Origin of the sequence: Caldanaerobacter subterraneus, from assembly GCF_004345675.1 — a bacterium.
GTDB lineage: Bacteria > Bacillota > Thermoanaerobacteria > Thermoanaerobacterales > Thermoanaerobacteraceae > Thermoanaerobacter > Thermoanaerobacter subterraneus.
The window spans coordinates 16237-40128 of record NZ_SLWU01000014.1 but is presented as its reverse complement, the minus strand read 5'-3'; the positions used below and the strand labels follow the sequence as shown (position 1 = coordinate 40128).

Genomic DNA, 23892 nt, shown 5'->3' with positions numbered 1-23892 from the left:
TATATCATGGTCACCTATCCAAGTCAATAAAAAAATAAAGCGCGGAAACCCGCCGCACTTTAAGACTTTTCCTCTGAATTTGCTAAAAGCCTGGCTTTGCAATTGCTGCATATTCCATAAAAATTTAGTTCTCCATAGTAAATATCAAAGTCATACTTTTTTTCTATCTCTTTTACAGTTTTTATAAGCTCTGGGCTATAATACTCGTCAATATTACCGCAGTATTTGCAGATTAAATGCGCGTGTATCCTTTTTTTGCTAAACATCTTGAGCTCATAGTATTTCTTGTTTCCGATAAGATTTTCAGAGATAATATCGCTTTCTACTAAAATTTTTAAGTTCCTGTATAGAGTAGCAATTCCATAGTGAGGCCACCTTTTCCTTACTTCTTCATAAAGTGAATCAATATCAAAATGCTTATCCGGATTTTTTAAAAATACATCCAAAAGGATCTGCCGCTTTTCCGTAACCTTCAAGCCCCTACCTTTTAGAACCTTAACTAAAAGAGGCATAAGGTTTTTTTGATTTTTCACCATACAACTCACCAAATTTCAGACATATGTTCAATTTAAATATACAATTTTTATTGACATATGTCAATAACTTTCGTACATTTTTCTCCATTTCTCCCACAGAAAATCATCTATCTCATCCACCAAGACAGGGTCAAACTGCAAGCCTTTTTATAAAAATAGCTAAATTAAGAAAAACAAAAAAGAAGAGGCTGGGTTTTAAAAAACTTTGCAGCCTTTTTGCTGAATTCTATTTTATAATTCTTCCCCATTAATTCCAGCCTCCTTAAGCACCTCCTCAAAAGGTACATATTCATTTTCGCTGGCAAGAACTTGTTTAGCTTCTTCTATAAGTTGAATATCAAATTCGTCCAATTCCTCTTCTATTAATTCTTTTAAGTTTTCAAGAATGGCTATAACTTTTGCCATTTTGTCTTCCGGGATTTTGTCTATTATCTTGTAAGCTCGTTCCTTTAAAGTCATTATATTCACCACCATATTTATTGGTTTCCTTTTTATATTTTACTATAGAAAGGTTAGAATTAAAAGAAATAACTAAGTTTATGTCCCTCTCTTTTTGCCCATATCATTTTTGAGGTCCTTTCTGCTACCTCTTTTTTTGTAGTTGTAAAAAGCTCTTTGGCAAATTTAAACTCCTTCTCTTCATTATCGTACTCTCCTTTAAATTTCCTTACCTTTATCCAAATGCCTTCGCCTTTTTTGAAAAACTCCAGTATATTGTCAGAAACCTCTTTTAGCCTTTCATTAAATTCCTGAAACATATCAGAATTTACTGCCACAAAAGAGGTTAGATTTTTCTACAACTTTCTAATAGCAGGTATCAGGTTTGTCCTCCCGCCTTCAGCCTCTTTTTTAATTTCCATGATTATATCCGGTGTCAAAGGCAGTATAATCTCTTCATCCTTGTATTTAACCTCGTGCATCTTAATCACTTTTAATGTAAGCTTCATATTCTCACTCATACCGCTTACCATAAGGTTATATGAAGAATCCTCCAGTGCTTTTGCCCAATCCTTGTAAGCATCGCTATTTAAAGTAAGAACGTAAAAGTAATTTTTATCTTCACCTTTAACTAAAAACTTTAACTTCTCATACATCTTTTCTCCATAGGTCTTTGAAAAAAACAGTAAATTAAGAGAGGCACTTGTAACAAGTGTGCCTAAATCGCTTCCCTTTTTGACCTTATCTCCTGCAAAATCCAACGCTTTGTCCCAAACTTCTGGTTTGACATAATTTGCTCTTATTGAATTTTCAGAAACTTCCTCTATATCCTCTATCTGTGGTGCAAGTTCAATGTAGAATACCCTCTCTTCCTCCTCATATTTTTCTAACTCACATCCCAAATGCTTCATCATTCTCTTGTGTGTTTCAATTGATGTGCTAGCAGTCATAAATATCACATTCCCGCCTTTTTTAAGCCACTCATCAGCAAAGAAATTTCCTATTAAAGGCTTCCCTGAGCCTCCAGGTCCGCTTACCAACAGAGGTTTTTCGTACACCCACCCTTCAAAAAGAAGCTCTTTCATCCAATCCCTTTCAAAATATATTCTCATAAATAGTAGCCCTCCTTTTATTTTTATATCAATGCAATTAATCTATAAATAAGACCAGCGATTAACATGCCGTATATAAAAGCAGAAAACGTAACAATCAAAGCCCTTTTAAAGCCAAATTCTTTTATAAACATGCCAAAGGCTATTATACAAGGAATCTGTGCTGAAGATGCAAGCCCAAAAGTAAATATTTGAAATTTTGACAAGACCGTCCCAAAGTCATAAGTCCCCATGGCATTTGCCAGCATTGCAATCACAAGGTCTTTTTGTAAAAAGCCATAAAGAAGCGGTATTACGGTATTTGCAGGAAGTCCAAGCCAGCTTACTGTCAAAAACCTAAAGGGTTTAACTATAAAAGCAGTAAGGTCATAATAGTCTAACATGCCGTACAAAATTCCTCCAGCTACCAAAAGAGGAATAACCACTTTTACAAAGTCTTCCATCCTAACCCATGCTTTAACCAGTAAATTTCTAACAACAGGCATGCGATATGGAGGCATTTCTTCTACAAGAGGCAGTCTTTCCTTTGAAACGACTATTCCTAAAATCTTTGAAGTGATTATAAAAACAACGAGTAACGTAAAATAAGTTAATATAAGATACCCTATTCCTGCGTAATGCCCGACCACTCCAAAGAGTATGGCATTTCGTGAAGAACACGGGACAACTGAATAGAGTATTGCCACCTTAAACCTGTCCTTGAAATTACTGAGAATCCTTGTAGATTTTATGGCAGGCACACTGCAACCAAAACCCAGCATCAAAGGAATGATAGCCTTCGCAGGGAGGTTAAGCCTTGACATCAAGCCATTTAATGCGATTATAAAGCGGGATAAAAGACCAGTATCTTCCATGAATGTAAGAAAAATATAGAATATCCCCACATAAGGTACAGCTATACTTATACCTGCAGCAAGGCCTATGAAAGCATTTGTCACCAAAACGTCAAGAAGAGGATGGTAAGCCGAAAGATATGCGCTTAAGCTTTCAATATATCCTTCAAATAAATTTCCTAAAGCGTCCTGAAACCATCCGCCAATGTAGAAAAGCCCTAAAAATATAAGGGAAAGGACACTTAAGCTAAAAACTGCACTACCTATTGGATTGTTAAGTATAAAGTTATCAAGTAAATTTAATTTATTTGCCCTTTCTTCTTTATAGGTTAAAATCTTTTGAGAAATATAAAAGGCATATCCTGCCCTTGTTATAACTATGTCTTTTGTCACATTTGGATGAACTCCCCTATATCTTTCCTTTAAATTTTCAAACTTATTCAAGTTTAACAGTCTACATACCATGTCCCCTTCTTCTAATATTTTTACAGCAATGCCTCTTTTAGAAAACTTTCCCTCATAATCAATTTCTCTTTCTATTATTTCTATCATCTCTTCTATGTGGTCATCGTACTGAATAGAGTAGTTAGACTTTTTTACTGATTTAAAAGCATTTTTTAATTTTTCAATCTCCTTTTTAAAAGGATTTATCACCACAACAGGAACGCCCAATAATTCCTCCAAAGCCCTTAAGTCAATTTTCATCCCCTTTTTCAGCGCTTCCTCATAAAAATTAACCGCTATCATGAAAGGAACTCCTAATTCTGCCAATTGGAGGGAAATTATGAGATTTCTCTCTAAAGCAAGTGCATCTAAAATGTGTATCACAAAATCATAATTTCCTTCTAATACTATCCTATATGTAACTTTTTCTTCTTCACTGGAAGGGGTAAGGCTGTAAATGCCGGGGGTATCTACAAATTCCCATGATTCATCTCCAACTTTTGTTCTACCTTCTGTAACATCTACAGTTGTACCAGGGTAATTAGACACTATAACCTTTGCTCCTGTTAGAGTGTTCAAAAAGAGCGATTTCCCTACATTAGGCTGTCCTACCAGAAGCATCCTCAAAAGCTTCTACCCCCTCTATATCATCTCCAATTTCTCTTCCTAAAACCACAAGCCTACCATGGGATTCTATCACTAAAAAGTCATCTCTTTTCTTGACAATCTTAAAATAGCTTCCAGGTGCAAAGCCTAACCCTATAATCCTTGACAATACCATGGGGTTATCTATAGAAAGGCGCACAACAAACCCTATTTGTTGCTCTTTAAAATCTTTTAATTTTTTAGGGGAAGAGGCAGACTCAAAAGCTTTTTTCATATCCTTCATGGCGTAATGCTCCAAAGCATGAGCAATTTGATGCCCGTACACACTTTCTACGAGATTGTGTTTTTCATATATACCTTCAGCCTCTTTTTTCCCGTCTTCTGTGAGAGAGACCTCTTGCTTTTCAAAGTTGACAAAATTATCTTTTTCTAAACTTCTCACTGCTTCAATTACGTCTTCTTTAGCTACTTTACTCTCTATTGCTATTTCTTCCAATGAAGACTTATTGCCTTCTTTTTCCTTTAAAAATCTCAAAATATCCTCTTTCAACACTTTAAGCCATTCCATTGCCTCTCCCCCCTGAACTTAATTTTTACAAGTCATTTTACACTCCCTTTTAAAAGGACAACGATGACACTTACCGCCTTTCTCAAACTGTCTCCTCATCCCAATCCAAATCATAGCGGCCGAAAAACTCCTGCTCCCACTAATATAATATATTCCACGGTAAACACCTTTTTCCTTTTATTTTACAAAATTTTTACCCAAGCCCTAGAATTCGCCCTCCCTGATATACCAAAACCGCCATTAGCCATCCGAGAACCAGAGTGTATCCTATTGCAAAGAAAGTCCATTTCCATGAATTTGTCTCTCTTCTTATAGCGGCAATTGTAGCCACACAGGGGATGTATATAAGAGTCATAACCATAAAGGCATAGGCAGACAGAGGCGTAAAATGCTGCCTTATAGCCTCAAACAAAGCATCTCCCTCTGCACCGTACACCACTCCAAGAGTACCAACTACCGTTTCCTTCGCTAAAATGCCGAATATCAAGGCTGAAGCCGCTTCCCAAGTACCAAATCCAGCCGGCTTTAAAATGGGCGCTACAGCGCTTCCCAATCTACCAATATAGCTCTCAGCGCTGGCATATTCCACTCCCGCGGGAAGGCTAGATAAAATCCATACCAGCACAACTACTCCCAAAATTATGGTGCCAGCTTTTCTCACAAATAAACTTCCTCTCTCCCACATGTGAATAAGCAAGCCCTTTAGAGTAGGCACTCTGTAAGGAGGAAGCTCCATCACAAAAGGAGCTGTCTTGCCTTTGAAAAGAAATTTTTTAAATATTTTAGCCATTATAACTGCCAGCACTATCCCCAAAAGGTATATAGAAAACACCACAAGCCCTTGATTCTCTGCAAAGAAAGCTCCTGCGAAAAGCACATAAACTGGAAGCCTGGCAGCACAAGACATTAAAGGATTTACCAGAATAGTAACCAATCTATCCTCCTTGTTTTCCAAAGTTCTAGTAGCCATTATGCCGGGCACATTGCAGCCAAAACCAATCAGCATAGGTATAAAAGATTTGCCATGAAGTCCCAAAGCAGTCATAAATCTATCCATAACATAAGCGGCTCTCGCCATGTAGCCGCTATCTTCTAACACAGAAATTGCAAAGAATAAGAGGAAAATCGGTGGTATAAATACCAGTACAGAACCAACTCCTGCAATTATTCCATCTCTTATAAAGGAAATTAAAATGTCCGGTGCAGCGATTGACAAAAGCCAGGAGGCTGTAACTTCACCCAGCCAGTCAAAAAACATTTCTATCCAGTCTGATAGGGGATTGCCCAAAGCAAAAGTGAATTCAAAAACCGCCCACATAGCTACAAGAAATATTGGAATGCCGAGGTATTTATTCGTCACAATCCTATCTATTCTGTCAGATAAGGTGTACCTCTCTTCAGGAGTACTCCTCTTTTTTACACATTCCTTTACTATACCAGAAATGACCCCATATCTTTTATCAGCGACGACAACCTCTGCATCTTCTCCAAAAATCCCTTCTAACTTCTTTTGGATCAACTTGACTTTCTCCATCAATGCCGTTTTGGATGAAAACTCTTTCATTATGTTCTCATCGTTTTCTATGAATTTAATAGCCAGCCACCTAGGAAAAAACTTCTTTGAAAGCTCTTCATCTTCCTTAATCAAACTTTCAAGCTCAGAAATGCCCTCTTCCAATTCCTTCCCATAATCTATGCGATATCTTTCTCCTTTAAATTCTACCGCTTTTAGTACGTTCTCCAGTAACTCTTTTACACCTTCCCCTTTAGTGGCCACTGTCATTACAACTGGCACTTTCAAAATCTGCGACAGCTTATCTTTATCAATCTCAATGCCCTTAGCCTTTGCCTCATCCGACATGTTTAAAGCTATAACCAGGTTTGCATTCATCTCCAAAAGCTGCATTGTAAGGTACAAGTTTCTCTCCAGATTAGTGGCATCTACCACATTAATCACAACATCTGGCTTATCGTATATTATAAAATTCCTGGCAATCACTTCATCTTCCGTGTAAGCCCCCAAACTGTAAGTGCCAGGAAGGTCTACTACCTTAAAATCTATACCTTCAAATTTAAGCCTTCCTTCTTTTTTCTCAACAGTAACTCCTGGCCAGTTCCCCACGTGCTGTCTTGATCCTGTAAGCTCATTAAACAAGCTTGTTTTACCTGAATTTGGGTTCCCTGCCAATGCAACCACTAATTCCTTTCTACCTTCTAAAACGCCCATCTTTTCCATCTTTGCCCTCCCCTATAATTCCTCCACTAATATTTTTTGAGCCATGCCAAAGCCCAAAGCAAACCTCATCTCCCCAACTCCTACTATAAGAGGTCCTACATCGTTTTTTACAACCAAAATCTCTACTCCCCTTACAATCCCCATGTCAATTAACCTTCTTCTTATACCTTCCCCTCCTATTATGTCCACTACCACAGCCTTTTTCCCCGGTGGAAGCATAGAAAGAGGCAATACAATTCCTCCCTTTTTTAACAAATTATATCACCTCGATTTCTATCTGAGAAGCTTCCCTTTTTCTAAGACTTAACCTGTAGCCCATCACTGTAATTTCAATCGGGTCTCCAAGTGGCGCTACCCCTTCCACTTTGACTTCTGTCCCGTGAATTACTCCCATATCCACAAGTCGCCTTCTCAGTTCCCCCACCGCCTTAATTTTCACTATTTTCCCTTTTGTCCCAACAGGTAGCTTATCAAGCGTACTCACTTTCTCTTCCAAACTAATGCCTCCCTTCTTTTCGACATGAAATTGATATACAGTAATACTTGATATTGAGAATAATTCTCATTATCTAATAAAAGAATAGCACACCCCTCTTTAAAAGTCAAGATAAAAAAATAATCCGCCAATCAGTGGCGGATATCCTGTCTCATAAAAAGTGTAAAGGAAATTGCAAAGAGGAAAACGCTAAGAGCAACAAGCCCAGCAATCTGAGGCCAAATCAAAAGGAGACTCTGGTCAAAAGAAAGAGGCGTAGGTATCGCTCCAACTACCTGAGCAACTGTAAGTGGCCCTAGTGACCTTACATTTGGAGACAAAAGGGTAGTAACAACTTCTTGATACAGAGTAGTTGGTGAAATCCTCAAAAGGTATTGATGAATCTGCATCTGACGAAACACTATCTGTGCAGGTCCCTCTGTATCTATTGGGACCAAGATATTTACTATCATATCGTAAAATAGCGCAAAGAAGAGCCACACAGCTATGCTGGCAAGCAATGAAGTTGCCGGCTGTCTGAAATATATAGAAAATAAAATTCCCAAACTCAGCCATACTCCTACGTACAGGGCTGTAGCCAGCAAAAACACGATTATTCGCATTACCTCTTCAAAGGTAGGAGGAATGCCGAAAAATAATATAGCAAGCCCCATCACAAAAAAGCCAAGTGCCAGGAAGAAAACTGTTATCACCAGAAGAGCTGCAATCCATTTTGATAAAATTACGTCATCTCTGTAAATAGGCTGAGCTATAAGCCTCACCAATGTTCTTCGATTTATCTCCCCATTTATAGCATCAAAAGCCATGCCTATTCCCAAAAGAGGGGCTAAAAATCCCACAAATGTGATAAAAGAAGGCAGTCGCCCATCAGATACAGTAAAAACCTTCAAAAAAAGGTACAAATCGCCCAGCGGAGTATCAGCTTTTGATACTGCATCTCTTATAGCCATTCCAGCAGTGTAGATAGAGGCAAGTGCTGTCAAAAATATCAGAGCCAAAAGTATGTTAAATCTCCAGCTGTGTATATGGTCGGCAATTTCTTTTTTAATAAGGACTCGCAGTGAGTGGCGCATTTTATTGCACCCCCTCAAAATAGCGATGGTAAATATCATCTAATCCATAGCTTTTAGGCATAAGCCTTACAAGATTATAGCCTTCCTTTACCACAGTTTTGGCAACTTCAGCAGAAACGTCTTTTTCAGCATGGACGATGAAGGCTTTACCTTCCTTTTCTACTTTTTTCACGCCTTCCACACTCATAAGTTTGGAAATAAGGTCATCCTCCATAGGATTAACAGCAACTTCAAAGGTGTAAAGTTCTGTAGAAAACAGCTCTTTTGCCAGTTCCGACACAGTACCTTTTGCTATTAGCTTCCCTTTTACAAATATCCCTACTCTATCGCATATCTCCTGAACTTGATGGAGATGGTGAGAAGACAAAAGAACAGTCATACCGCCTTCTCTGCTCAAATTCTTTATGAGTTCCAAAAATTCTTTCATCCCCTCCGGGTCAAGCCCTAAAGTCGGCTCATCGAGAATCACTATCTGAGGTTTTTTTATAAGGGCATCTGCAAGCCCCAGTCTCTGCCTCATGCCTCTGGAATATGCTCCCACTTTTTTGTCTTTAGCTTCCCCAAGCCCCACCTTTTCAAGCAGTTCTTCTGCTGCTTTTACCGCTTCTTTCTCCTCCATACCGTTTAAAGCAGCAGTGAGCTTCAGATTCTCAAGCCCTGTCATGTCTTCATAAAACCCGACATCCTCGGGCAAATAGCCAACCCATTTTTTTACTTTAAGTGGCTCTCGCGTTGAATTAATCCCTAAAACTTTTACTTCCCCCTCGGTTGGTTCCACAAGGCCTAATATCATTAAAATAGTAGTAGTTTTGCCCGCACCATTAGGGCCCAAAAGTCCAAAAACCTCTCCTCTTTTTATCTCTAAATCCAGATGGTCGACGGCTGGCTGAGTACCATAGATTTTAGTGAGACCTTTTAGCTCTATTACAACATCAGCCAATTTTACCGCCTCCCGTATTTCTCAATCAGATAATATAAAACCCCTATTGTAGCAGCAATTATGAGAAGCGCTACAATTCCCCAACCCCAGCTTGTCTTTACAGTAACTCTAAATACAGCCTCGTCACTAGCCTCTGGGGTACTTGCCCTCATTGTGACCACATAGTCTCCTGCTATGGCTTTCTTATCAGCGTGTATCGTAGCTGTAACCTCTTTTGTCTCTCCAGGAGCGAGGGTATCTATAGTATCAGGTTCAAAGGTTACCTGCCAATCCACAGGCGTATCCGCATAAAACTTTATCTTTGCCAGCTGTGCCGAACCTGTATTTTTCACCTGCAAAGTCACCTTTTTATCTCCACCGGCAACTATATCAATTGAAAGCACTCCTGTAGGAGTAGTAAGCTTTAACCCATATGTGCCCCTTATCACCACTTCCAACGTAACAGAAGCGCTTGTATTCTTCGTCTCTGCCTTAATTGGTATCTTGTAAGTACCAGCTTTAATCTGAGATGGAGGTGTTATAGAAACCCTAATTAGCTTCTGACTGTTTGGCTCAACTGATACGGATGTCACCTCTTTGCCTTCCACAGTAAACTGCACGTTCCAGCCAGGTTGCACATCAGCGATAAGAGCATAATTTTGCGTATCTGGGGTACGGTTTTTAAGCTTAAGCTCATAACTAAAGGTAGACTTATTCGTCCCCTCCATATTGGGCTGGTCTGTAGTCAACTCTGTCTGATAAGTACCCTGCTCTGTCACATTTACTGTAAGAGTTAAAACAGGAACTCCAGAGCCTAAAAGCACCACTTTATAGCTTCCTTTATCAACCTTTAAAGGCACTTCCACAGTAAGAGTTATTGTCTGGCTGTCATTAGGCTTTACAGAAATTTCTTCGATCTTCCATCCCCCAGCTGTCAAAGTAGTCTGCCATCCCTCAGGGGCTTTTACACTTAAAGGTATGTTTTTAATTTGACCAGATTTGTTTTGAACATCTATGCTGTAGGAAATAGTCTCTCCAGGTGTAACCGCTATATTTATATAGGGCGTAAAAAAGGTCACTCCTGAAACATCAGCATAAGCGATATTATTCCAGTAAGTAGAAAGCATTAGAAATGTAACAGCCAAAGTTAATACTTTGACAATCTTCATTTCTTAACCCCTCCTACATTATTTTTAATAGTGGTGGTAAACGTTTTATAAGCGTAGATAATCCCTGTTTTTTATTATAAACGCATAAAAAAAGGGCTGTCAACTTTTTATAAAAAAGAAAAAGCACTTTCCCGTGCTTTCAGACTGTTGACAAAGTCCCTCTTATTTAAGTGGCATTTTGTGTTAATGCTCCAGAGTTACAAAGCGACAAAACTAAGGCTCGCTTTTCGGGCTCCGCCGGGGTCCCGGCCAATTCGCCTTTCAGGCTCAACGTGGCCGCTCGCTTTCGCTCGCCCCACCTTCGCTCCTCAAGCTCGCTAAGTTTTGTTACCGCTTTGTAACAAGTCGCATTTACACACAAAATGCCACTTCTCTAATTTTGTCAACAAACTGAAAGCACTTTCCCGTGCTTTTTCATTCCCCAAAACAATCTATACAAACTTTTTTACCATCTTTTAACCTTATTCTGTGCTCTCCAGCGTACTCTCCGCATATTTCGCATTTAATAGAGGGATATATTCGCGCTTTTGGGGGTATTTCATAAGGCGGTGTCTTAAAATCAAAAATTTCCTCCAGCGGAGCATTAAGCAAGTATTCCATCCACTTTTTTCTGTCATCAGCGTGATTAAAAGCCTTTAATACTATTCTAACACCTTCCCGGGTATCTTTTCTAAAAAATGTAAATGCCTGCTTGCCTTTATCCTTAAAAATTAGATTTCCTTTTCCAAAAGTACACCCTGTGATATACTGAATGGCATCGACTCCACAGGCATTGTTCTCTGTGATGCAGACAATTTCTTCGCCCTTAGAAAAGGTGAGATTCAATTTTTTAATTGCCGCTTCACTGGCTCTAAAACCTATTGCAAGTCCTGGGCACTCATGCCCGTGAAAGGAAACACATTCTTCCCAAAGCTTTTTGTCCATAAAAATCCTCCTCTACCTTTACAGCCTATCTTCTGGTTTGACACTGTCTAGCTCGTATACGTAAGGTTTTATGTCCAGAATAGGACTTTTATCAAGAGCATCAACCCCTTTAACATACAGCTTATTGCCCTCCACCTTTATAAGGTCCGCTACACAAAAAGCTATAGGATTAGGCCTATTAGGTGAACGGGTAGCAAAAACACCTTTTATCTCCGGTCCCCACGGAGTAGCCGTTTTTATCACGTCTCTTTTCCCTAAATGGCACCAATAAAGAACTATTATGTGCTTTTTCTTCTCTATCTCTTGAAGCCCTTCCTGAAATTCAGGATATATTTCCAATATTGCCTCCTCATTCCTAGCCCTTCCTTGATGAGGCGCTTCCCCTTTCCTTTTATAAGGGCTGTGTATAACACCTATAGGTACTAGTTCCACAGCAATTCTCCCTTCCTTTCCGTTAAAGTAGAATAAAAATTCAGACGGGAGGGACTCAGACGGGAGGGACGGTTCCTCCTGTCTGAAAACTCAGACGGAAGGAACCGTCCCCCTTGTCTGAGCTGTTAAAGTGGAATGACAACGGGTACTCCTCGGCAGGTTTCTACTGCAACAGGAATCCCATATACAGCCTCTATGTTTTCTTCAGTCATGACTTCCATTCCACCATAGGCAAAAATGGTATTGTCTTTTAAAAGCAAAAATTTATCTGAAAACCTCAAAGCCAAATTCAAATCGTGAATTATTACAATTGCGGCGATATTCTGCTCTTTTACAGTCTCTTTTATAATTTTTAAAACCTCAATCTGATTTTTTAAATCCAAATTATTCGTAGGCTCATCTAATAGCATAACAACTGGTTGCTGCGCCAAAGCCCGCGCTATAACCACTTTTTGCAATTCTCCACCGCTTAACTCATTTAAGTATCTTAAGGCAAGTTTTTCTAAATCAAACTTTTTTAAAACCTCATTTACAATTTTTATGTCCTTTTCAGTAATATCCCACTTTATATAGGGCTTTCTCCCCAAAAGCACAGCATCAAATACTGTAAACCGGCCATTCTCATTTCTTTGAGCGACATACCCAATTTTCTTTGCAATTTCCACCCTACTGAGCTTTGAAATCTCGTCTTTTTCAATGTATATAGTACCTTTGTGGGGCTTCAAAATCCTGTTTATGCATTTTAAAAGAGTAGACTTTCCAGCCCCATTATTTCCTAAAATAGATAAAAATTCTCCTTTTTCAAGATGAAATTTCACATTTCTTAACACAGGAACGCTGGTGTAACTGAATTCTATACCATCTATGTTTAAAATCACCTTCTATACCCCCTAGAAAGCACATACAGGAAAACCGGGGCACCTAAAAAGGAAGTGATAGCTCCAACGGGCAGAACTATCGGAGAAATTATTGTCCTGCCCAGAGTATCTGAAGCAAGAAGTATCAGTGCACCTATTGCAGAAGACGCAGGAATTAAAAACCTGTGGTCTTCTCCAATCAATCTTCTCATAATGTGGGGCCCTACAAGCCCAACAAATCCTATTATGCCAACAAAAGATGTAATCACTGCAGCAACAAGAGAAGACATAAACATGCCATAAAGCCTTATCTTCTCAACTTCTACGCCTAACCCCTTTGCCGTCTCCTCTCCGCTGTCTAAAGCATTGTAATTCCATCGGTTTAACATAAAATATATAAGTGAAATCCCTACCACAACAGACATTATAGTTAAATCTCTCCAGGAAGCCCTTCCCAAATCACCAAAAGTCCAGAAAACTATTGAAGCCACTTTTACATCATCTGCAAAGTACTGCAAAATCATCGTGATGGCAGAAAATAGAGAACCCAAGGCAACCCCTGCAAGCACCATCGCTTCAGGTGTAACTCTAAAATTTTTTGCCAACATAAGCACAACTACAGTAGAACCCATAGACCCCAAAAAAGCAAAGATAACTACCAGATAAGGATTGTTTATTATTACAGAATCAGGATTTGTAGTGCTTCCTGCCCCAAATAAGATAATGGCAACTGCCGCTCCAAAAGCTGCACCCTGTGATATCCCTAAAGTAAAAGGGGACGCCAAGGGATTTCTCAATATGCTTTGCGTAACACACCCAGCTACAGAAAGCCCTACTCCTGCCATCATAGCCGATAAAATTCTCGGCATCCTTATATTCCACACAATTATCCTGAATCTTTCTTCCCCTTGTCCTACCAAAGTTTTTACTACATCCTTCACGCTAAGTCCTGCAGAACCAGCATTTATGGCATACACAGCAAGGAGAAAAGTTGTTAATATAGTAAGAAGTATTATCCATATTTTTCTCCTTATATAACGATTGTAACTTTCAGGTACCGCCTCTAATATCAACTGCCTCAAGACTTCATCCCCTCGTCCTTTATAATTCCCCCACAAAAAGTGGAGGAATTTATCTTTGATTATCCCTTAAAATTTAATTTTTTCAAAACCGCCATAGACCTCTTTCATCTTATCGTAGAGGACTTTACCCTTTTCACCAAAAAACTTCGCATATATTTCTTTCGCTTTCTCTACAGGGTCTACATCATTGAATCTTTCAGGGTATAAAACTTTGCCTACCCAGTATGAATCAACCAGAGCCGTGTCAACATTTGTGTTGTACTGGTTATATGGGAGTATCCCATACACATTGCCATTCTTAACTGCCTTCAAATTATTATAAAAATCGGGATTTTTCTGATAATCTTGCTTGACCAAATCAAGATTCCCCTCATCAATGAAGATTATATCTGGATTCCAAGCCAATAACTTTTCTTTTTCTATCATTACACTACCTTTTTGCCCTAAAGTATCAGCCACATTTTTAGCATTAACCGCCATAAAAGGGGGATAATTTCCTTGAGTGCTTTCTATGCCGTGAGCGCCTTTAAATCCCAACGCCCCTACATAAACTGTCGGTTTTTTATCATCGGGAATATCTTTAGTTCTGTCCTGCAAGTCCTTTTGAATTCCCTTTATATACTCCACCAGTTCTTTTGCTCTATCCTCTTTCCCTAACACTTTTCCTATAATCTCTAAAGAGGTGTATATATCTTCTTCAAAAGTCCCCAATTTACCATAACTCAAAACAATTACAGGAATTCCTGTCTTTGACTGCAAGTCATCAGCTTTTGACTTGTCAAGCAAAGATATGACAAAAATTACATCGGGATTTACTTGCACCAGCTTTTCTGCGTCCGGTGTAGAATCAGGACCTCCCTGCCCAATGGTAGGAAGCTTCGCAAACTCTTCCTGGAAAAGCATGTTGTAGGTTCTGCCATTAGTCAATTTTTTGTCTATGTTTTCAACCCCTGCAATTCTGTCAATACCATCAACATAGGTCACAAGCCTTAAAGCTCCAGGACCAATAGCAACTACTTTATGTACTGGACCTTTTACTTCCACCTGCCTTCCTACCAAATCTGTAACTGTTATAGTTTGAACTGTCTCTTTGGAAGTTTCAGAGATTTGCGCCTGATTCTGCGATTTACTACAGGCTGTTAAAGACATAACAATTATTAGCAGTATAGCTAGCACAACGTTTAACCTCTTAAAACCTTTTAACATTTCCGCACCTCCACTAAAATTTTCTAATTGCACTTGTACACTGTATACTCTAGTTTTAATTTAGTGCTACTTTTATAAAAATTGTAACACGCGCAATATAAAAAAACAATAAGGTCTCAAAAAAATTTTTATCTATTCTATAGAGTAAAATCCCTTTACTAAAACACCATTTTCTTCTAAAAGCTTCCGTATTATCTCTTCATCTTTCTTATCGTACATTATCGATATTCCACAGCTTAAATCAATAGACCTTGGCGTTGGTACCACTTTATACCACAAATTCTTTTTCTTCAAAATATCCTCTGCTCTCATGACATAATTCACGCTTGGAAAAGCTATGTAATTGCCTTTCATCTTTTTTCCTCCTAAAATTTTTGTTGAAAAGCTTTAAAAAATGTTATAAAATAAACTATCGGGAGTAGATAGGCGCTGGTGTGCCTCCTAGACTTCAAATCTACGGTCTCGCTATTTAAGCGAGAGGTGGGTTCGATTCCCACATACTCCCGCCATCTATTGATAAATAAGCCCATGGTGTTCCCATGGGCTTAATTCTTTATTTCCCTTGCTAGAACTCTTACATCTCCTATTCTTTTAGTCAGTTTAATAGAATCAAAGTATTCCAAAATTGCCATAGCGTATTTTCTGCTGGTATTTAACAGATCCCTATAAACTGCCAAAGTGATTTCCTTATTTTCCTTAAGATAATTTATCAGCACATTTTGGGCTTCTTCATAATTATCTTTTGAAAGAAAAATTTCCTCATCAAGTTTTACTAACTCTCCTATATTTACCAAATATTCTACCATAGGAATTATTTCGGGATACCCTTCTAACTCGGAAAGTTTCGGAGGTTCAAATTTTGAGTCTCTATAAATTTTTATTATCCTTTCTTTTAACTTTTCTTGCTCTTCATTAAGTACGACTTTAAAGTCTTTTAAAGCTACTAGCTGATTTTTTATCTTTATTATCTCTTCCTTTTCCATTAATTCAAAGATAAAATCGCAGAGCTTAGATTTAATATCTCCAAACAGCTTATTTTTCAGCTCTTCTTTTGAAATGCCTTCTTTTAAAGGGTTTTTCCTGTGAAAATCCTCGAGGATTTCTTTTGTTCTCAAACACATCTCTTCATACTTTTCCCGGTGATAAAAATAATCTTTTTCTTCTAATTTTAGCTTAATCAAATTTTTAAGAGAAAATTTACCTATATCAACCACATTTGCTTTTCTCTTAATTTCTTCTTCTGACAATGGCAATAGCGACTCATACACTAATTTCTCTATCACAAATTTATCTCCAAGTTTTTCAATGTTACTCAGCGTTTCAATGACCTCTATATCAAATCTTTTGTGTTTTTCCGGATTCGGATCTAATATGATACCTCCTCCTATCGTAAGCATGGGGGAATAAGTTCTAATGACAAATTTATCTTTTCTCAACACAGAGACACAATCCTCCAGGTAAATCTGCGCATAACAGCTTTCTCCACCATGTAGCTCATCCCTATCAAGCAACACTGCTCTTCCTATTACTTCTGAAGCACCTGTATAAAATCTTATTCTTTCTCTATTTTTAAGAGTTTTTGCTTCTTTTAAAAGAGAGAGCTTCACATCTATCATAGTAGAAGGAATAATGGCCTCAGGAGGAGCAATCACATCTCCTCTTTCTATCTCTTCTACCTTGACATTTGCTAAATTTATTGCAGTTCTCTGCCCTGCAAAAGCACACTCAACATTTCTTTCATGCACCTGAAGGTTTCTCACTCTTGACTCGATCATCTTGGGATAGATCATCACTTTATCTCCGACTTTTATCTTTCCAGATATCAAAGTACCAGTGACTACAGTCCCAAAGCCGGCAATAGAAAAAACTCTGTCTACAGGCAGGCGAAATATTCCTTCTGAACTTCTTTCCTTAACTTTTTGCGCTAATTCATCCAGTGTATTTACCAAAATATCTAATCCTTCTCCTGTAACAGACGATACATGAACTATTGGCGCATTTTCTAGAAAAGTACCTTTTAAATTCTCTCTTACATCTTCCTCTACTATTAAAAGCCAATCTTTTTCTACCAAATCACATTTTGTCAGCACAATTATGCCAGCCTTTATATCGAGAAAAGATAGTATATCCACGTGTTCTTTAGTCTGTGGCATTACTCCCTCATCAGCAGCAATTACAAGCATGACTATATCTATACCGTGAGCCCCTGCCAGCATGTTTTTAATAAATTTTTCATGGCCTGGCACATCAATTATACCCGCTCTTATGCCAGAAGGCAAATCAAAATAAGCAAATCCCAAATCCGTGGTAATTCCCCTTAATTTTTCTTCTTTGAGCCTATCTGTATCCTTCCCTGTAAGAGCTTTTATCAAGGTCGTTTTACCGTGGTCAATATGTCCTGCTGTGCCAATTATAATATTTTTCACTGGCACACCCCCGTTATTTCTTCTAGAGCATGAAGAATTACCTCTTCATCACCCTCTAATAAAGTCCTCACATCTATTGTAACAACACCATCAACTATACGGGTTATTATAGGAATATCTCGTATTCTTAGCCTTCTTTCTAAATCTTCAGTATCAAACCCTTCCACCTCTAAAGTAATACCATAGGAAGGCAAACTTTCTTCTGGCAGTGATCCTCCCCCCGACAAGGATGTAATTTCTACAACTTTTGATTTAACTTTAGGAATTGTTAAAACAAGCTTATTTAAGATAGCTGCCTTTTCATATAATTGGGAAGGTTTTGCAGTCAGCATCTTTAAAGTAGGGATGGCTTCTACTGGATTATAATCCCTATAAATTCTTAACACACATTCTAGAGAGACAAGACAAAGCTTATCCACTCTCAATGCCCTTGTAAGAGGATTCTTTTTCATGAGGTCAATGTATTTTTTCTTCCCGACGATTATCCCGGCCTGTGGTCCGCCCAAAAGCTTATCTCCACTGAAAGTGACAATATCCACACCTGCTTTTACAACTTCCTGGACAGTTGGTTCATGGGGCAAACCGTATTCTCTTAAATCTACCATAACTCCGCTGCCCAAATCCTCCATTGTAGGAATGTCGTACTTCCTGCCAATCTGAACCAATTCCTCAGTTGCTATGTCATGGGTGAAACCTACAATTCTGTAGTTGCTGGTGTGAACTTTTAAGAGAAGAGCGGTATTCTCAGTAATAGCATTTATATAGTCAAAGTCGTAAGTCTTGTTCGTAGTACCCACTTCTTTTAAAATGGCTCCGCTTTGAAGCATTACATCGGGAATTCTAAAAGATCCTCCTATTTCAATAAGCTGTCCCCTTGAAACTATAACCTCTTTCCCTTTAGCGAGAGTGTTAAGAGCAAGGAGCACAGCAGCTGCATTATTATTTACAACCAAAGCTGCCTCCACATCCAAAAGTTCGCACAAAAGCTTTTCTACATGAGAATACCTAGAACCCCTCTCTCCTTTTTCCACATCATACTCTAAAGTGGAATAGCAAAAGGCTATATCTAACAGATGTTCTTTCACTTGAGGAGGGAATAGAGCTCTTCCAAGATTTGTGTGTAGAATAATTCCTGTTCCATTCACTACCCTCCTCAAGCTCATTTTCTTTTTCTCTTCAATCTGGCTTACCACATCTTCCAAAATTTTTTCTATGTCAATCTTTTTTACTTCTCCCCTTCTAATTTTTTCTCTGTATCTTTCAAGAACTTCCCTTATACAGTTTTTTACTACTTCCCTCTTATTAAATTTCAAAACCTCATTTATTTTTTCTTCCCTAAGTATCTCATCTACTGACGGAAGTTTTCTGTACAAGTCCTCCATAGCACAGCTCCTCTCGCCGGAGTTATCTGACATAAATATCATATTCTTGTTTTTCTTTCACCCTTCCTACAATAAAAGCTCCAAATTTTAACTTTTTATTAAGCCTTCGATAAAGTTCTTCTGCTTTCTCTTCTGACACTGATATTAACAATCCTCCTGAAGTTTGGGGATCAAACATAAGGTCAATGACCTCGTCCTCTTCCACCTTTATGCAAACTTTTCCTTTTAAATACTTTTTATTCCTGTAACATCCCCCAGGGATTAACCCCATTTGAGCCAATTCTCTCGCCCCTTCAATCAAAGGAATAGAATCTTTATCAAATTCAATAGTAACACCGCTGGAAAAAGCCATCTCATAGGCATGTCCCAAAAGTCCAAATCCTGTTATATCAGTACAGGCATTAACTCCAACTTCCTTCATTATTTCAGAAGCCTCTTTATTTAAATACTTCATAACTTCCACTGCCAATAAATATGTTTCAGATGGGCACATCTCTCCTTTTATGGCAGTATTTATAACACCAATTCCCAAGGGCTTCGTGAGAATCAGCACATCTCCCGGCTTAGCAGTAGAATTTTTTATCACCTTCTCAGGATGCACAATTCCTGTGACGCTCAAACCGTATTTAGGTTCTTCGTCCTCAATAGTATGACCTCCTGCTATTAAAGCTCCAGCTTCTTTCACTTTGTCATTTCCACCTCTTAACACTTCCTTCAGCACGTCAATGTAAGCAGCTGGAAAACACACCACGTTTAGCGCAAACAAAGGAACTGCTCCCATGGCATATACATCACTTAGGGCATTTGCTGCCGCAATCTGTCCAAAGTCATAAGGGTCATCCACCACAGGAGTAAAATAGTCAACTGTGTGGACTATCGCAATGTCTTCATTTAATCTGTACACAGCAGCATCATCATTGGTATTCAAACCAACTAGCAAATTTTCATTCCAGGTTATCTCTAACTGGCACAGAACCTGTGCCAAGGCCTCAGGGCCAATCTTGGCTGCTCAACCAGCGCTTTTTGTAAATTGTGTAAGTTTTATTTTTTCTATCACAACTGATACCTCCTTTCTGTTATTATAAATCGGCCCAGGGCCTTGTCACTATGAAAATTACCGCCTGTTGAGAACTTCTAATGCTTTTTCATAATCCTCTTTACTTACAAGGATCACAGGCCCTGTGCAGCCCATTCCACTCTCTGCATAAATCCCATTTTCCCATAAGAGTTTCACCATATCTTCAAGCTCCAGAACATCAATCCCAGAAATTTCTTCCGTAACTGGCTTTTTCTCGGGTATTTTAACAGAAATTTGCTTCTCTTCTATCTCTTTACCCTTCAACCCCTTTATTACATCATCAAATCCTGTTCTTCTAACCAGCTCAAACTCTTTTGATGCAATTTCAAAGATATTCCCCTTTACTAAATCTGCTGCAAACCTTATGGCATTGGCAGCTACAGGAGCTCCAGAAGCTCGCGATAAAATCAGTATAAGTCTTCCATAATTTTCTCCTATCCCCGGTCCATAGCCATATCCCAACGCTTCATAGTCTCCTCCCGTAGTATAAGCAGAGAGAATCTTTACAATGATATTTCCTGTAAGTGTGTCCGTCACCATCACGTCGCAGGAAGCGGACAAAAGGTCATTTCCCCTCATTATCAAGCCGCCATCCTGCCTTATAGAAGTCGCAAAATCTATGTCATAACCTCTTTCCCGAAGCTCAAGCAAAATCCGCTCAACCTGTCTTGCACCATCTACATTTAAGATTCCTATTCTAGGCTTTTTGATCCCCAGCGCTTTTGCCACAATATTGCCGTACACAGCATTTCTCACCATAGCTTCTATTCTATCAAAAGCAGCAGTACCTGTTGTGGTAGCTATCAAAAGTTCCTTCCCTTTTGCAGGTGTTACAACTCTTCCTACTGTAGCAACACCCAGAGGGAAATTGTAATGCATTGTGACACAGGCATCCAATTCTTTTCTATCTAATAAATCCTCCATTATTTTGTGGCATTCTTCAAGTGTTTTTGCTTCATAACATTTTAAGTCACTATCTCCCCTATCCCCAATGAGTACAACTTCGACATCGCTAAACCTCTCTTGTGCCATCCTAGCTCCCAGGATTATTTCAGAACTTCCATGTTCACTGCCTAAGGTAGTTATTCCTACTCTTATTTTCTTGCTGTATTCCCCCTTCTCAACAAAATCCGCCATTTGATTAAAAATCTCTGCAATCACCTTCTTGTTCATTTTTTACACCTCACTACCAATGAGATGCTCTGCAAGGTCCCTCAGGGCTTTAGCTATCATTTTCCTTATCTCTTTTTCTTCAACTCCCTTTTCTTCTTTTACCCCCGGATTTGCCTCTATAATCATTGAAATCCCATCAAACAGATTTGTCATGCGCGCCAGAAAGAGGCTACCTTTCCCTATTATCATAGCTCTTTTAATTTCTCCCTTTAGTATTTTTTCTCTTATATGCCCCAATACAGGAACACCTGAAGGAATGTGCCCTTGAGTGGGAGCAAAACCAGGCATGCCGTGTTTTAGTATGAATTCATCTATTTGACTCTTTTCTATATCCCCTCGCTTCACACCTAGTGCTGCAATCATCTTGTAGTTAGCTTTAGGGACATCTCCTGCACCTGCTGGCTCTGTTATCTCTGGGTTTTGCATCTCAACTGAATATTTGTCAACATCTGTCACTTTAAGTCCCAACTTCTCAAGAGGTTCCACTGCTACTGCATGCATAACAGCCTGAGGCGAAGCGCCTGCTCCTATTGTATGTCTTCCAATGCTATCCAATCTAATAATTGGATTTATTCCATCATCTTGTGAAACTAGTACAGCAAAACCGCCCAACACATCCTCAAGGAGAGGCAATCCTTTTTTAACATGGTCTCTCCCATTCATTCCTAATTTAGCAGTAGCCCCACCAGCTACCACTACTATATTTTTAAAAACACCTGCTTTTACCAACGACGCAGCATTCAAAAGAGCATGGGCAGGTCCGGCACAAAATCCCCTTACATCGGCACCTGTGGCATTACTGCAACCTACAATTTCACCGATGGCTTTTGCAAAGTTTCCGCCACCTCTCTGATTCATGTCCCCACAAGCTTCTTCCGAACATTCTATTATGTAGTCTATTTCTTCCGGACTCATCCCTGTATTTTTTAACAAATGCTTAAAGGCCAATACTGCAGAAGCCTTTGTGGCCAGATTTTCCAACATTACATGGGAGGAAAGAGTTATATCTTTGTCATGAGCTTTCTTTACACATCCAACTATTTTGCCGTTAAATCTAAGAGGTACCGCCTTATTTTCTATCTGCCTCTCTATCTCCTCTAAAGAGACTCCTTCTTTTAATCTTGACAAATCTTTCTCACTGATCAATGGATGTCCTTCTAATTTTCTTCTAACTTCTTTTACAAAGTCTTTTTCCAAAAACACTAAATCAAAAACGTCAGATATCTGCATCAAAGCGTAAAACTCATCCTCAGGCATTATCTCTCCAAATGACCCAAATCTTTTAGGAGGCAATGGATTTTGATACCATGGCCGTGGAATATCATTCAGTTTGTCAGGATATATATTCCCTATATAAGCTTGATTTGGAGGGTAAGAAATACAGTCTTCATAAGACCTTATGTAGTCATTTATTTTTAAGAGATAATCGGAATTTTTGTTTTCTCTTTCTAATATTTGGGTTGTACCTGCTTCCAGCATTACGTTAGGCACATGAACCAAAATATGACTACATCCTTTTATCACTGGATTCATCAGCGCCACTCCTTTCACATGAAATTGCAGCTCTTTTAAAAAGAGCTGCATAAAATTTTATTCAAAAACAGTTTGCCCTTCTATATCTGTTTCTAAAGCTTTTAGAGCTTTTTCTACTAATTTTTTCCTTAAAGCATATTCTTCTTTAGGCCCAAGTGAAGGATTGCCCAAAGGATGTGGTATAGCCACTGCTGGCACAATTCTATTCGCACCTACTGTCTTGGAGATTGGAACTATGGTGCAAACGTGAACTGTTGGTATACCGGCCCTTTCCAACTCTTTTACCATCGTTGCACCGCAACGAGTACAGGTTCCTCAGGTAGAGGTTAGAATAACAGCCTGCACTTTGGCTTCAAGCAATTCCTTAGCAATATTTTGAGCAAATCTTTTCGCATTAGCTACTGAAGTGCCATTTCCCACAGTAGCATAGTAGTAGTTATAAAGCTTGCCAATCTTGCCCTCCCTTTCTAACTCCCTTAAAGCGTCAACCGGAAGCACCCTGTCAGGGTCTTCATTGGCGTATACAGGGTCATATCCTCCATGAGCCGTTTCATGAGTTTCGCTAGTTAAATTATCTATTCCTTCTATACTGTATTTGCCGTACTTAGAAGCACTGGAAGATTCTATGTGGTCTGGATTGCCTTTTGGAACAATTCCGCCTGAAGTGACGAGTGCGATCAGGGCCTCTTTGACATTTACAGCTTTAGCGGGAGGAACTCTGTCAAAATCAGGCATAGGACATTCCGTGGTAAAAGGCTCTCCTTTTAACTTTTTGATGAGCATTTCTACAGCCCTTTTAGAAGCCCTTTCTTCAACAAAGATGTTTTTTCTTATTCCTCTTGGAATATATCCCTCTTCTTCAGGCGCACCTATGGGCTCCTTAAAACCTAACTTCAAAGCTAAACTTGCCATTTTAGAAACTGCATTTTTCATTCCTGCTGCCGAATCAGTAGTTTTTATGATGTACACATGCTTCTTATATAGGTCAACTCCTGGGTTTTCAGGATACATTCCAGTAACCGCAGGAATTCCAAACTTATCCTGAACAGCTTTGCAGATGGTGCCACAAGCTGTTCCATACCTTCCCGCATTAAAAGCAGGACCAGCTATGAAAACATCAGGCTTATATCTTTCAATCATCTGTAGAATCTCTTGTGTAGCCTTTTCAATGTTTTCATTAAAATAGCTGTCTCCACAAATTACTGTTGCTACAATCTCTGCTTTATCACCAAAAGAACCTTTAAAAGCCATTCCCGGACCTACCGGTCCTTCTTTCACCATGGGCGGAATTGAAGCTTTGTCCTCTCCTCCAATTTGACCAAAAAACTGATTTAAATAATGGACAACCCTTAACAAATTATCTCCTCCT

The 23892-nt window shown here is 38.9% G+C and carries 24 protein-coding genes and 1 tRNA gene; 1 reads left to right on the top strand and 24 read right to left on the bottom strand.

The window, feature by feature from the left end:
* Positions 1–59: 59 nt before the first annotated feature.
* From EV203_RS07740 to EV203_RS07650, 18 genes are all read right to left on the bottom strand, one after another.
* Positions 60–536, bottom strand: a complete 477-nt coding sequence (locus EV203_RS07740) for a Fur family transcriptional regulator (protein WP_041587184.1) — start codon at positions 534–536, stop codon at positions 60–62.
* A 231-nt stretch (positions 537–767) separates the two neighbouring features.
* Complete coding sequence (locus EV203_RS07730) at positions 768–995, bottom strand: hypothetical protein (protein ID WP_226990129.1); 228 nt, start codon at positions 993–995, stop codon at positions 768–770.
* Positions 996–1054: 59 nt separating this feature from the next.
* Positions 1055–1312 carry a hypothetical protein gene (locus EV203_RS07725; RefSeq protein ID WP_011026027.1) on the bottom strand — a complete coding sequence of 86 codons (258 nt, stop codon included), beginning with the start codon at positions 1310–1312 and terminating at the stop codon, positions 1055–1057.
* Between the two features lie 18 nt (positions 1313–1330).
* Positions 1331–2086 (bottom strand): ATPase domain-containing protein, encoded by a 756-nt coding sequence (locus EV203_RS07720; RefSeq protein ID WP_132039894.1) that lies wholly within the window; start codon positions 2084–2086, stop codon positions 1331–1333.
* A gap of 23 nt (positions 2087–2109) precedes the next feature.
* The gene (gene feoB, locus EV203_RS07715; RefSeq protein ID WP_132039930.1) at positions 2110–3984 is read right to left on the bottom strand and encodes a ferrous iron transport protein B; all 1875 of its coding nucleotides are present in this window, start codon (positions 3982–3984) and stop codon (positions 2110–2112) included.
* Positions 3962–4537, bottom strand: coding sequence for a FeoA domain-containing protein (locus tag EV203_RS07710; protein WP_011026030.1), 576 nt, complete (start codon positions 4535–4537; stop codon positions 3962–3964). The genes feoB (EV203_RS07715) and EV203_RS07710 overlap by 23 nt, the downstream gene beginning before the upstream one ends.
* A 193-nt stretch (positions 4538–4730) precedes the next feature.
* Positions 4731–6773 (bottom strand): ferrous iron transport protein B, encoded by a 2043-nt coding sequence (gene feoB, locus EV203_RS07705; RefSeq protein ID WP_011026031.1) that lies wholly within the window; start codon positions 6771–6773, stop codon positions 4731–4733.
* Positions 6774–6785: 12 nt separating this feature from the next.
* Positions 6786–7028, bottom strand: a complete 243-nt coding sequence (locus EV203_RS07700; RefSeq protein WP_043884299.1) for a FeoA family protein — start codon at positions 7026–7028, stop codon at positions 6786–6788.
* Position 7029: 1 nt separating this feature from the next.
* Complete coding sequence (locus tag EV203_RS07695) at positions 7030–7269, bottom strand: FeoA family protein (protein ID WP_132039892.1); 240 nt, start codon at positions 7267–7269, stop codon at positions 7030–7032.
* 131 nt (positions 7270–7400) lie between these two features.
* Positions 7401–8342 (bottom strand): ABC transporter permease, encoded by a 942-nt coding sequence (locus EV203_RS07690; RefSeq protein ID WP_011026034.1) that lies wholly within the window; start codon positions 8340–8342, stop codon positions 7401–7403.
* 1 nt (position 8343) lies between these two features.
* On the bottom strand, positions 8344–9282 hold the full coding sequence (locus EV203_RS07685) for an ABC transporter ATP-binding protein (RefSeq protein ID WP_011026035.1): 939 nt from the start codon (positions 9280–9282) through the stop codon (positions 8344–8346).
* 2 nt (positions 9283–9284) lie between these two features.
* On the bottom strand, positions 9285–10430 hold the full coding sequence (locus EV203_RS07680; RefSeq protein ID WP_132039890.1) for an NEW3 domain-containing protein: 1146 nt from the start codon (positions 10428–10430) through the stop codon (positions 9285–9287).
* Positions 10431–10844: 414 nt separating this feature from the next.
* On the bottom strand, positions 10845–11354 hold the full coding sequence (locus EV203_RS07675) for an FmdE family protein (RefSeq protein WP_011026036.1): 510 nt from the start codon (positions 11352–11354) through the stop codon (positions 10845–10847).
* An 18-nt stretch (positions 11355–11372) separates the two neighbouring features.
* Positions 11373–11786, bottom strand: a complete 414-nt coding sequence (gene tsaA, locus EV203_RS07670) for a tRNA (N6-threonylcarbamoyladenosine(37)-N6)-methyltransferase TrmO (protein WP_009611283.1) — start codon at positions 11784–11786, stop codon at positions 11373–11375.
* 125 nt (positions 11787–11911) lie between these two features.
* Positions 11912–12664, bottom strand: coding sequence for an ABC transporter ATP-binding protein (locus EV203_RS07665; RefSeq protein WP_132039888.1), 753 nt, complete (start codon positions 12662–12664; stop codon positions 11912–11914).
* On the bottom strand, positions 12661–13725 hold the full coding sequence (locus EV203_RS07660; RefSeq protein ID WP_132039886.1) for a FecCD family ABC transporter permease: 1065 nt from the start codon (positions 13723–13725) through the stop codon (positions 12661–12663). The genes EV203_RS07665 and EV203_RS07660 overlap by 4 nt, the downstream gene beginning before the upstream one ends.
* Before the next feature lie 66 nt (positions 13726–13791).
* Positions 13792–14931, bottom strand: coding sequence for an iron ABC transporter substrate-binding protein (locus EV203_RS07655; RefSeq protein WP_011026037.1), 1140 nt, complete (start codon positions 14929–14931; stop codon positions 13792–13794).
* 132 nt (positions 14932–15063) lie between these two features.
* Entirely contained in the window at positions 15064–15285 is a 222-nt protein-coding gene (locus tag EV203_RS07650) for a putative Se/S carrier protein (RefSeq protein ID WP_011026038.1), read from the bottom strand.
* Positions 15286–15345: 60 nt separating this feature from the next.
* On the opposite strand from EV203_RS07650, the gene EV203_RS07645 reads away from it, so the two are divergent.
* A tRNA-Sec gene (locus EV203_RS07645) sits at positions 15346–15440 on the top strand.
* Between the two features lie 36 nt (positions 15441–15476).
* On the opposite strand, the gene selB is transcribed toward EV203_RS07645, so the two are convergent.
* From selB to grdB, 6 genes are read right to left on the bottom strand one after another with little or no spacing between them, the layout of a single operon-like run.
* On the bottom strand, positions 15477–17357 hold the full coding sequence (gene selB, locus EV203_RS07640) for a selenocysteine-specific translation elongation factor (protein WP_009610734.1): 1881 nt from the start codon (positions 17355–17357) through the stop codon (positions 15477–15479).
* On the bottom strand, positions 17354–18739 hold the full coding sequence (gene selA, locus EV203_RS07635; RefSeq protein WP_132039884.1) for an L-seryl-tRNA(Sec) selenium transferase: 1386 nt from the start codon (positions 18737–18739) through the stop codon (positions 17354–17356). Before selA ends, selB begins: the two co-directional genes overlap by 4 nt.
* A gap of 22 nt (positions 18740–18761) precedes the next feature.
* Positions 18762–19796: a selenide, water dikinase SelD gene (gene selD, locus EV203_RS07630; protein WP_081427416.1), complete on the bottom strand. Its 1035-nt coding sequence runs from the start codon at positions 19794–19796 to the stop codon at positions 18762–18764.
* A gap of 57 nt (positions 19797–19853) precedes the next feature.
* Entirely contained in the window at positions 19854–20990 is a 1137-nt protein-coding gene (gene grdD, locus EV203_RS07625) for a glycine/sarcosine/betaine reductase complex component C subunit alpha (protein ID WP_011026041.1), read from the bottom strand.
* Positions 20991–20993: 3 nt separating this feature from the next.
* Complete coding sequence (grdC, locus tag EV203_RS07620; protein WP_132039882.1) at positions 20994–22523, bottom strand: glycine/sarcosine/betaine reductase complex component C subunit beta; 1530 nt, start codon at positions 22521–22523, stop codon at positions 20994–20996.
* 57 nt (positions 22524–22580) lie between these two features.
* On the bottom strand, positions 22581–23879 hold the full coding sequence (gene grdB / locus EV203_RS07615; protein WP_165911591.1) for a glycine reductase complex selenoprotein B: 1299 nt from the start codon (positions 23877–23879) through the stop codon (positions 22581–22583).
* Positions 23880–23892: the final 13 nt, after the last annotated feature.

What these genes read in the sequence shown, in the direction of transcription:
- EV203_RS07690 (WP_011026034.1), bottom strand. Translation starts at nt 8,342, where the DNA reads ATGCGCCACTCACTGCGAGTCCTTATTAAAAAAGAAATTGCCGACCAT.
- EV203_RS07730 (WP_226990129.1), bottom strand. Translation starts at nt 995, where the DNA reads ATGACTTTAAAGGAACGAGCTTACAAGATAATAGACAAAATCCCGGAA.
- grdD (WP_011026041.1), bottom strand. Translation starts at nt 20,990, where the DNA reads ATGAACAAGAAGGTGATTGCAGAGATTTTTAATCAAATGGCGGATTTT.
- EV203_RS07720 (WP_132039894.1), bottom strand. Translation starts at nt 2,086, where the DNA reads ATGAGAATATATTTTGAAAGGGATTGGATGAAAGAGCTTCTTTTTGAA.
- EV203_RS07740 (WP_041587184.1), bottom strand. Translation starts at nt 536, where the DNA reads ATGGTGAAAAATCAAAAAAACCTTATGCCTCTTTTAGTTAAGGTTCTA.
- EV203_RS07680 (WP_132039890.1), bottom strand. Translation starts at nt 10,430, where the DNA reads ATGAAGATTGTCAAAGTATTAACTTTGGCTGTTACATTTCTAATGCTT.
- EV203_RS07675 (WP_011026036.1), bottom strand. Translation starts at nt 11,354, where the DNA reads ATGGACAAAAAGCTTTGGGAAGAATGTGTTTCCTTTCACGGGCATGAG.
- EV203_RS07650 (WP_011026038.1), bottom strand. Translation starts at nt 15,285, where the DNA reads ATGAAAGGCAATTACATAGCTTTTCCAAGCGTGAATTATGTCATGAGA.
- EV203_RS07655 (WP_011026037.1), bottom strand. Translation starts at nt 14,931, where the DNA reads ATGTTAAAAGGTTTTAAGAGGTTAAACGTTGTGCTAGCTATACTGCTA.
- grdC (WP_132039882.1), bottom strand. Translation starts at nt 22,523, where the DNA reads ATGAATCCAGTGATAAAAGGATGTAGTCATATTTTGGTTCATGTGCCT.
- feoB (WP_011026031.1), bottom strand. Translation starts at nt 6,773, where the DNA reads ATGGAAAAGATGGGCGTTTTAGAAGGTAGAAAGGAATTAGTGGTTGCA.
- selA (WP_132039884.1), bottom strand. Translation starts at nt 18,739, where the DNA reads ATGGAGGACTTGTACAGAAAACTTCCGTCAGTAGATGAGATACTTAGG.
- EV203_RS07710 (WP_011026030.1), bottom strand. Translation starts at nt 4,537, where the DNA reads ATGGAATGGCTTAAAGTGTTGAAAGAGGATATTTTGAGATTTTTAAAG.
- feoB (WP_132039930.1), bottom strand. Translation starts at nt 3,984, where the DNA reads ATGCTTCTGGTAGGACAGCCTAATGTAGGGAAATCGCTCTTTTTGAAC.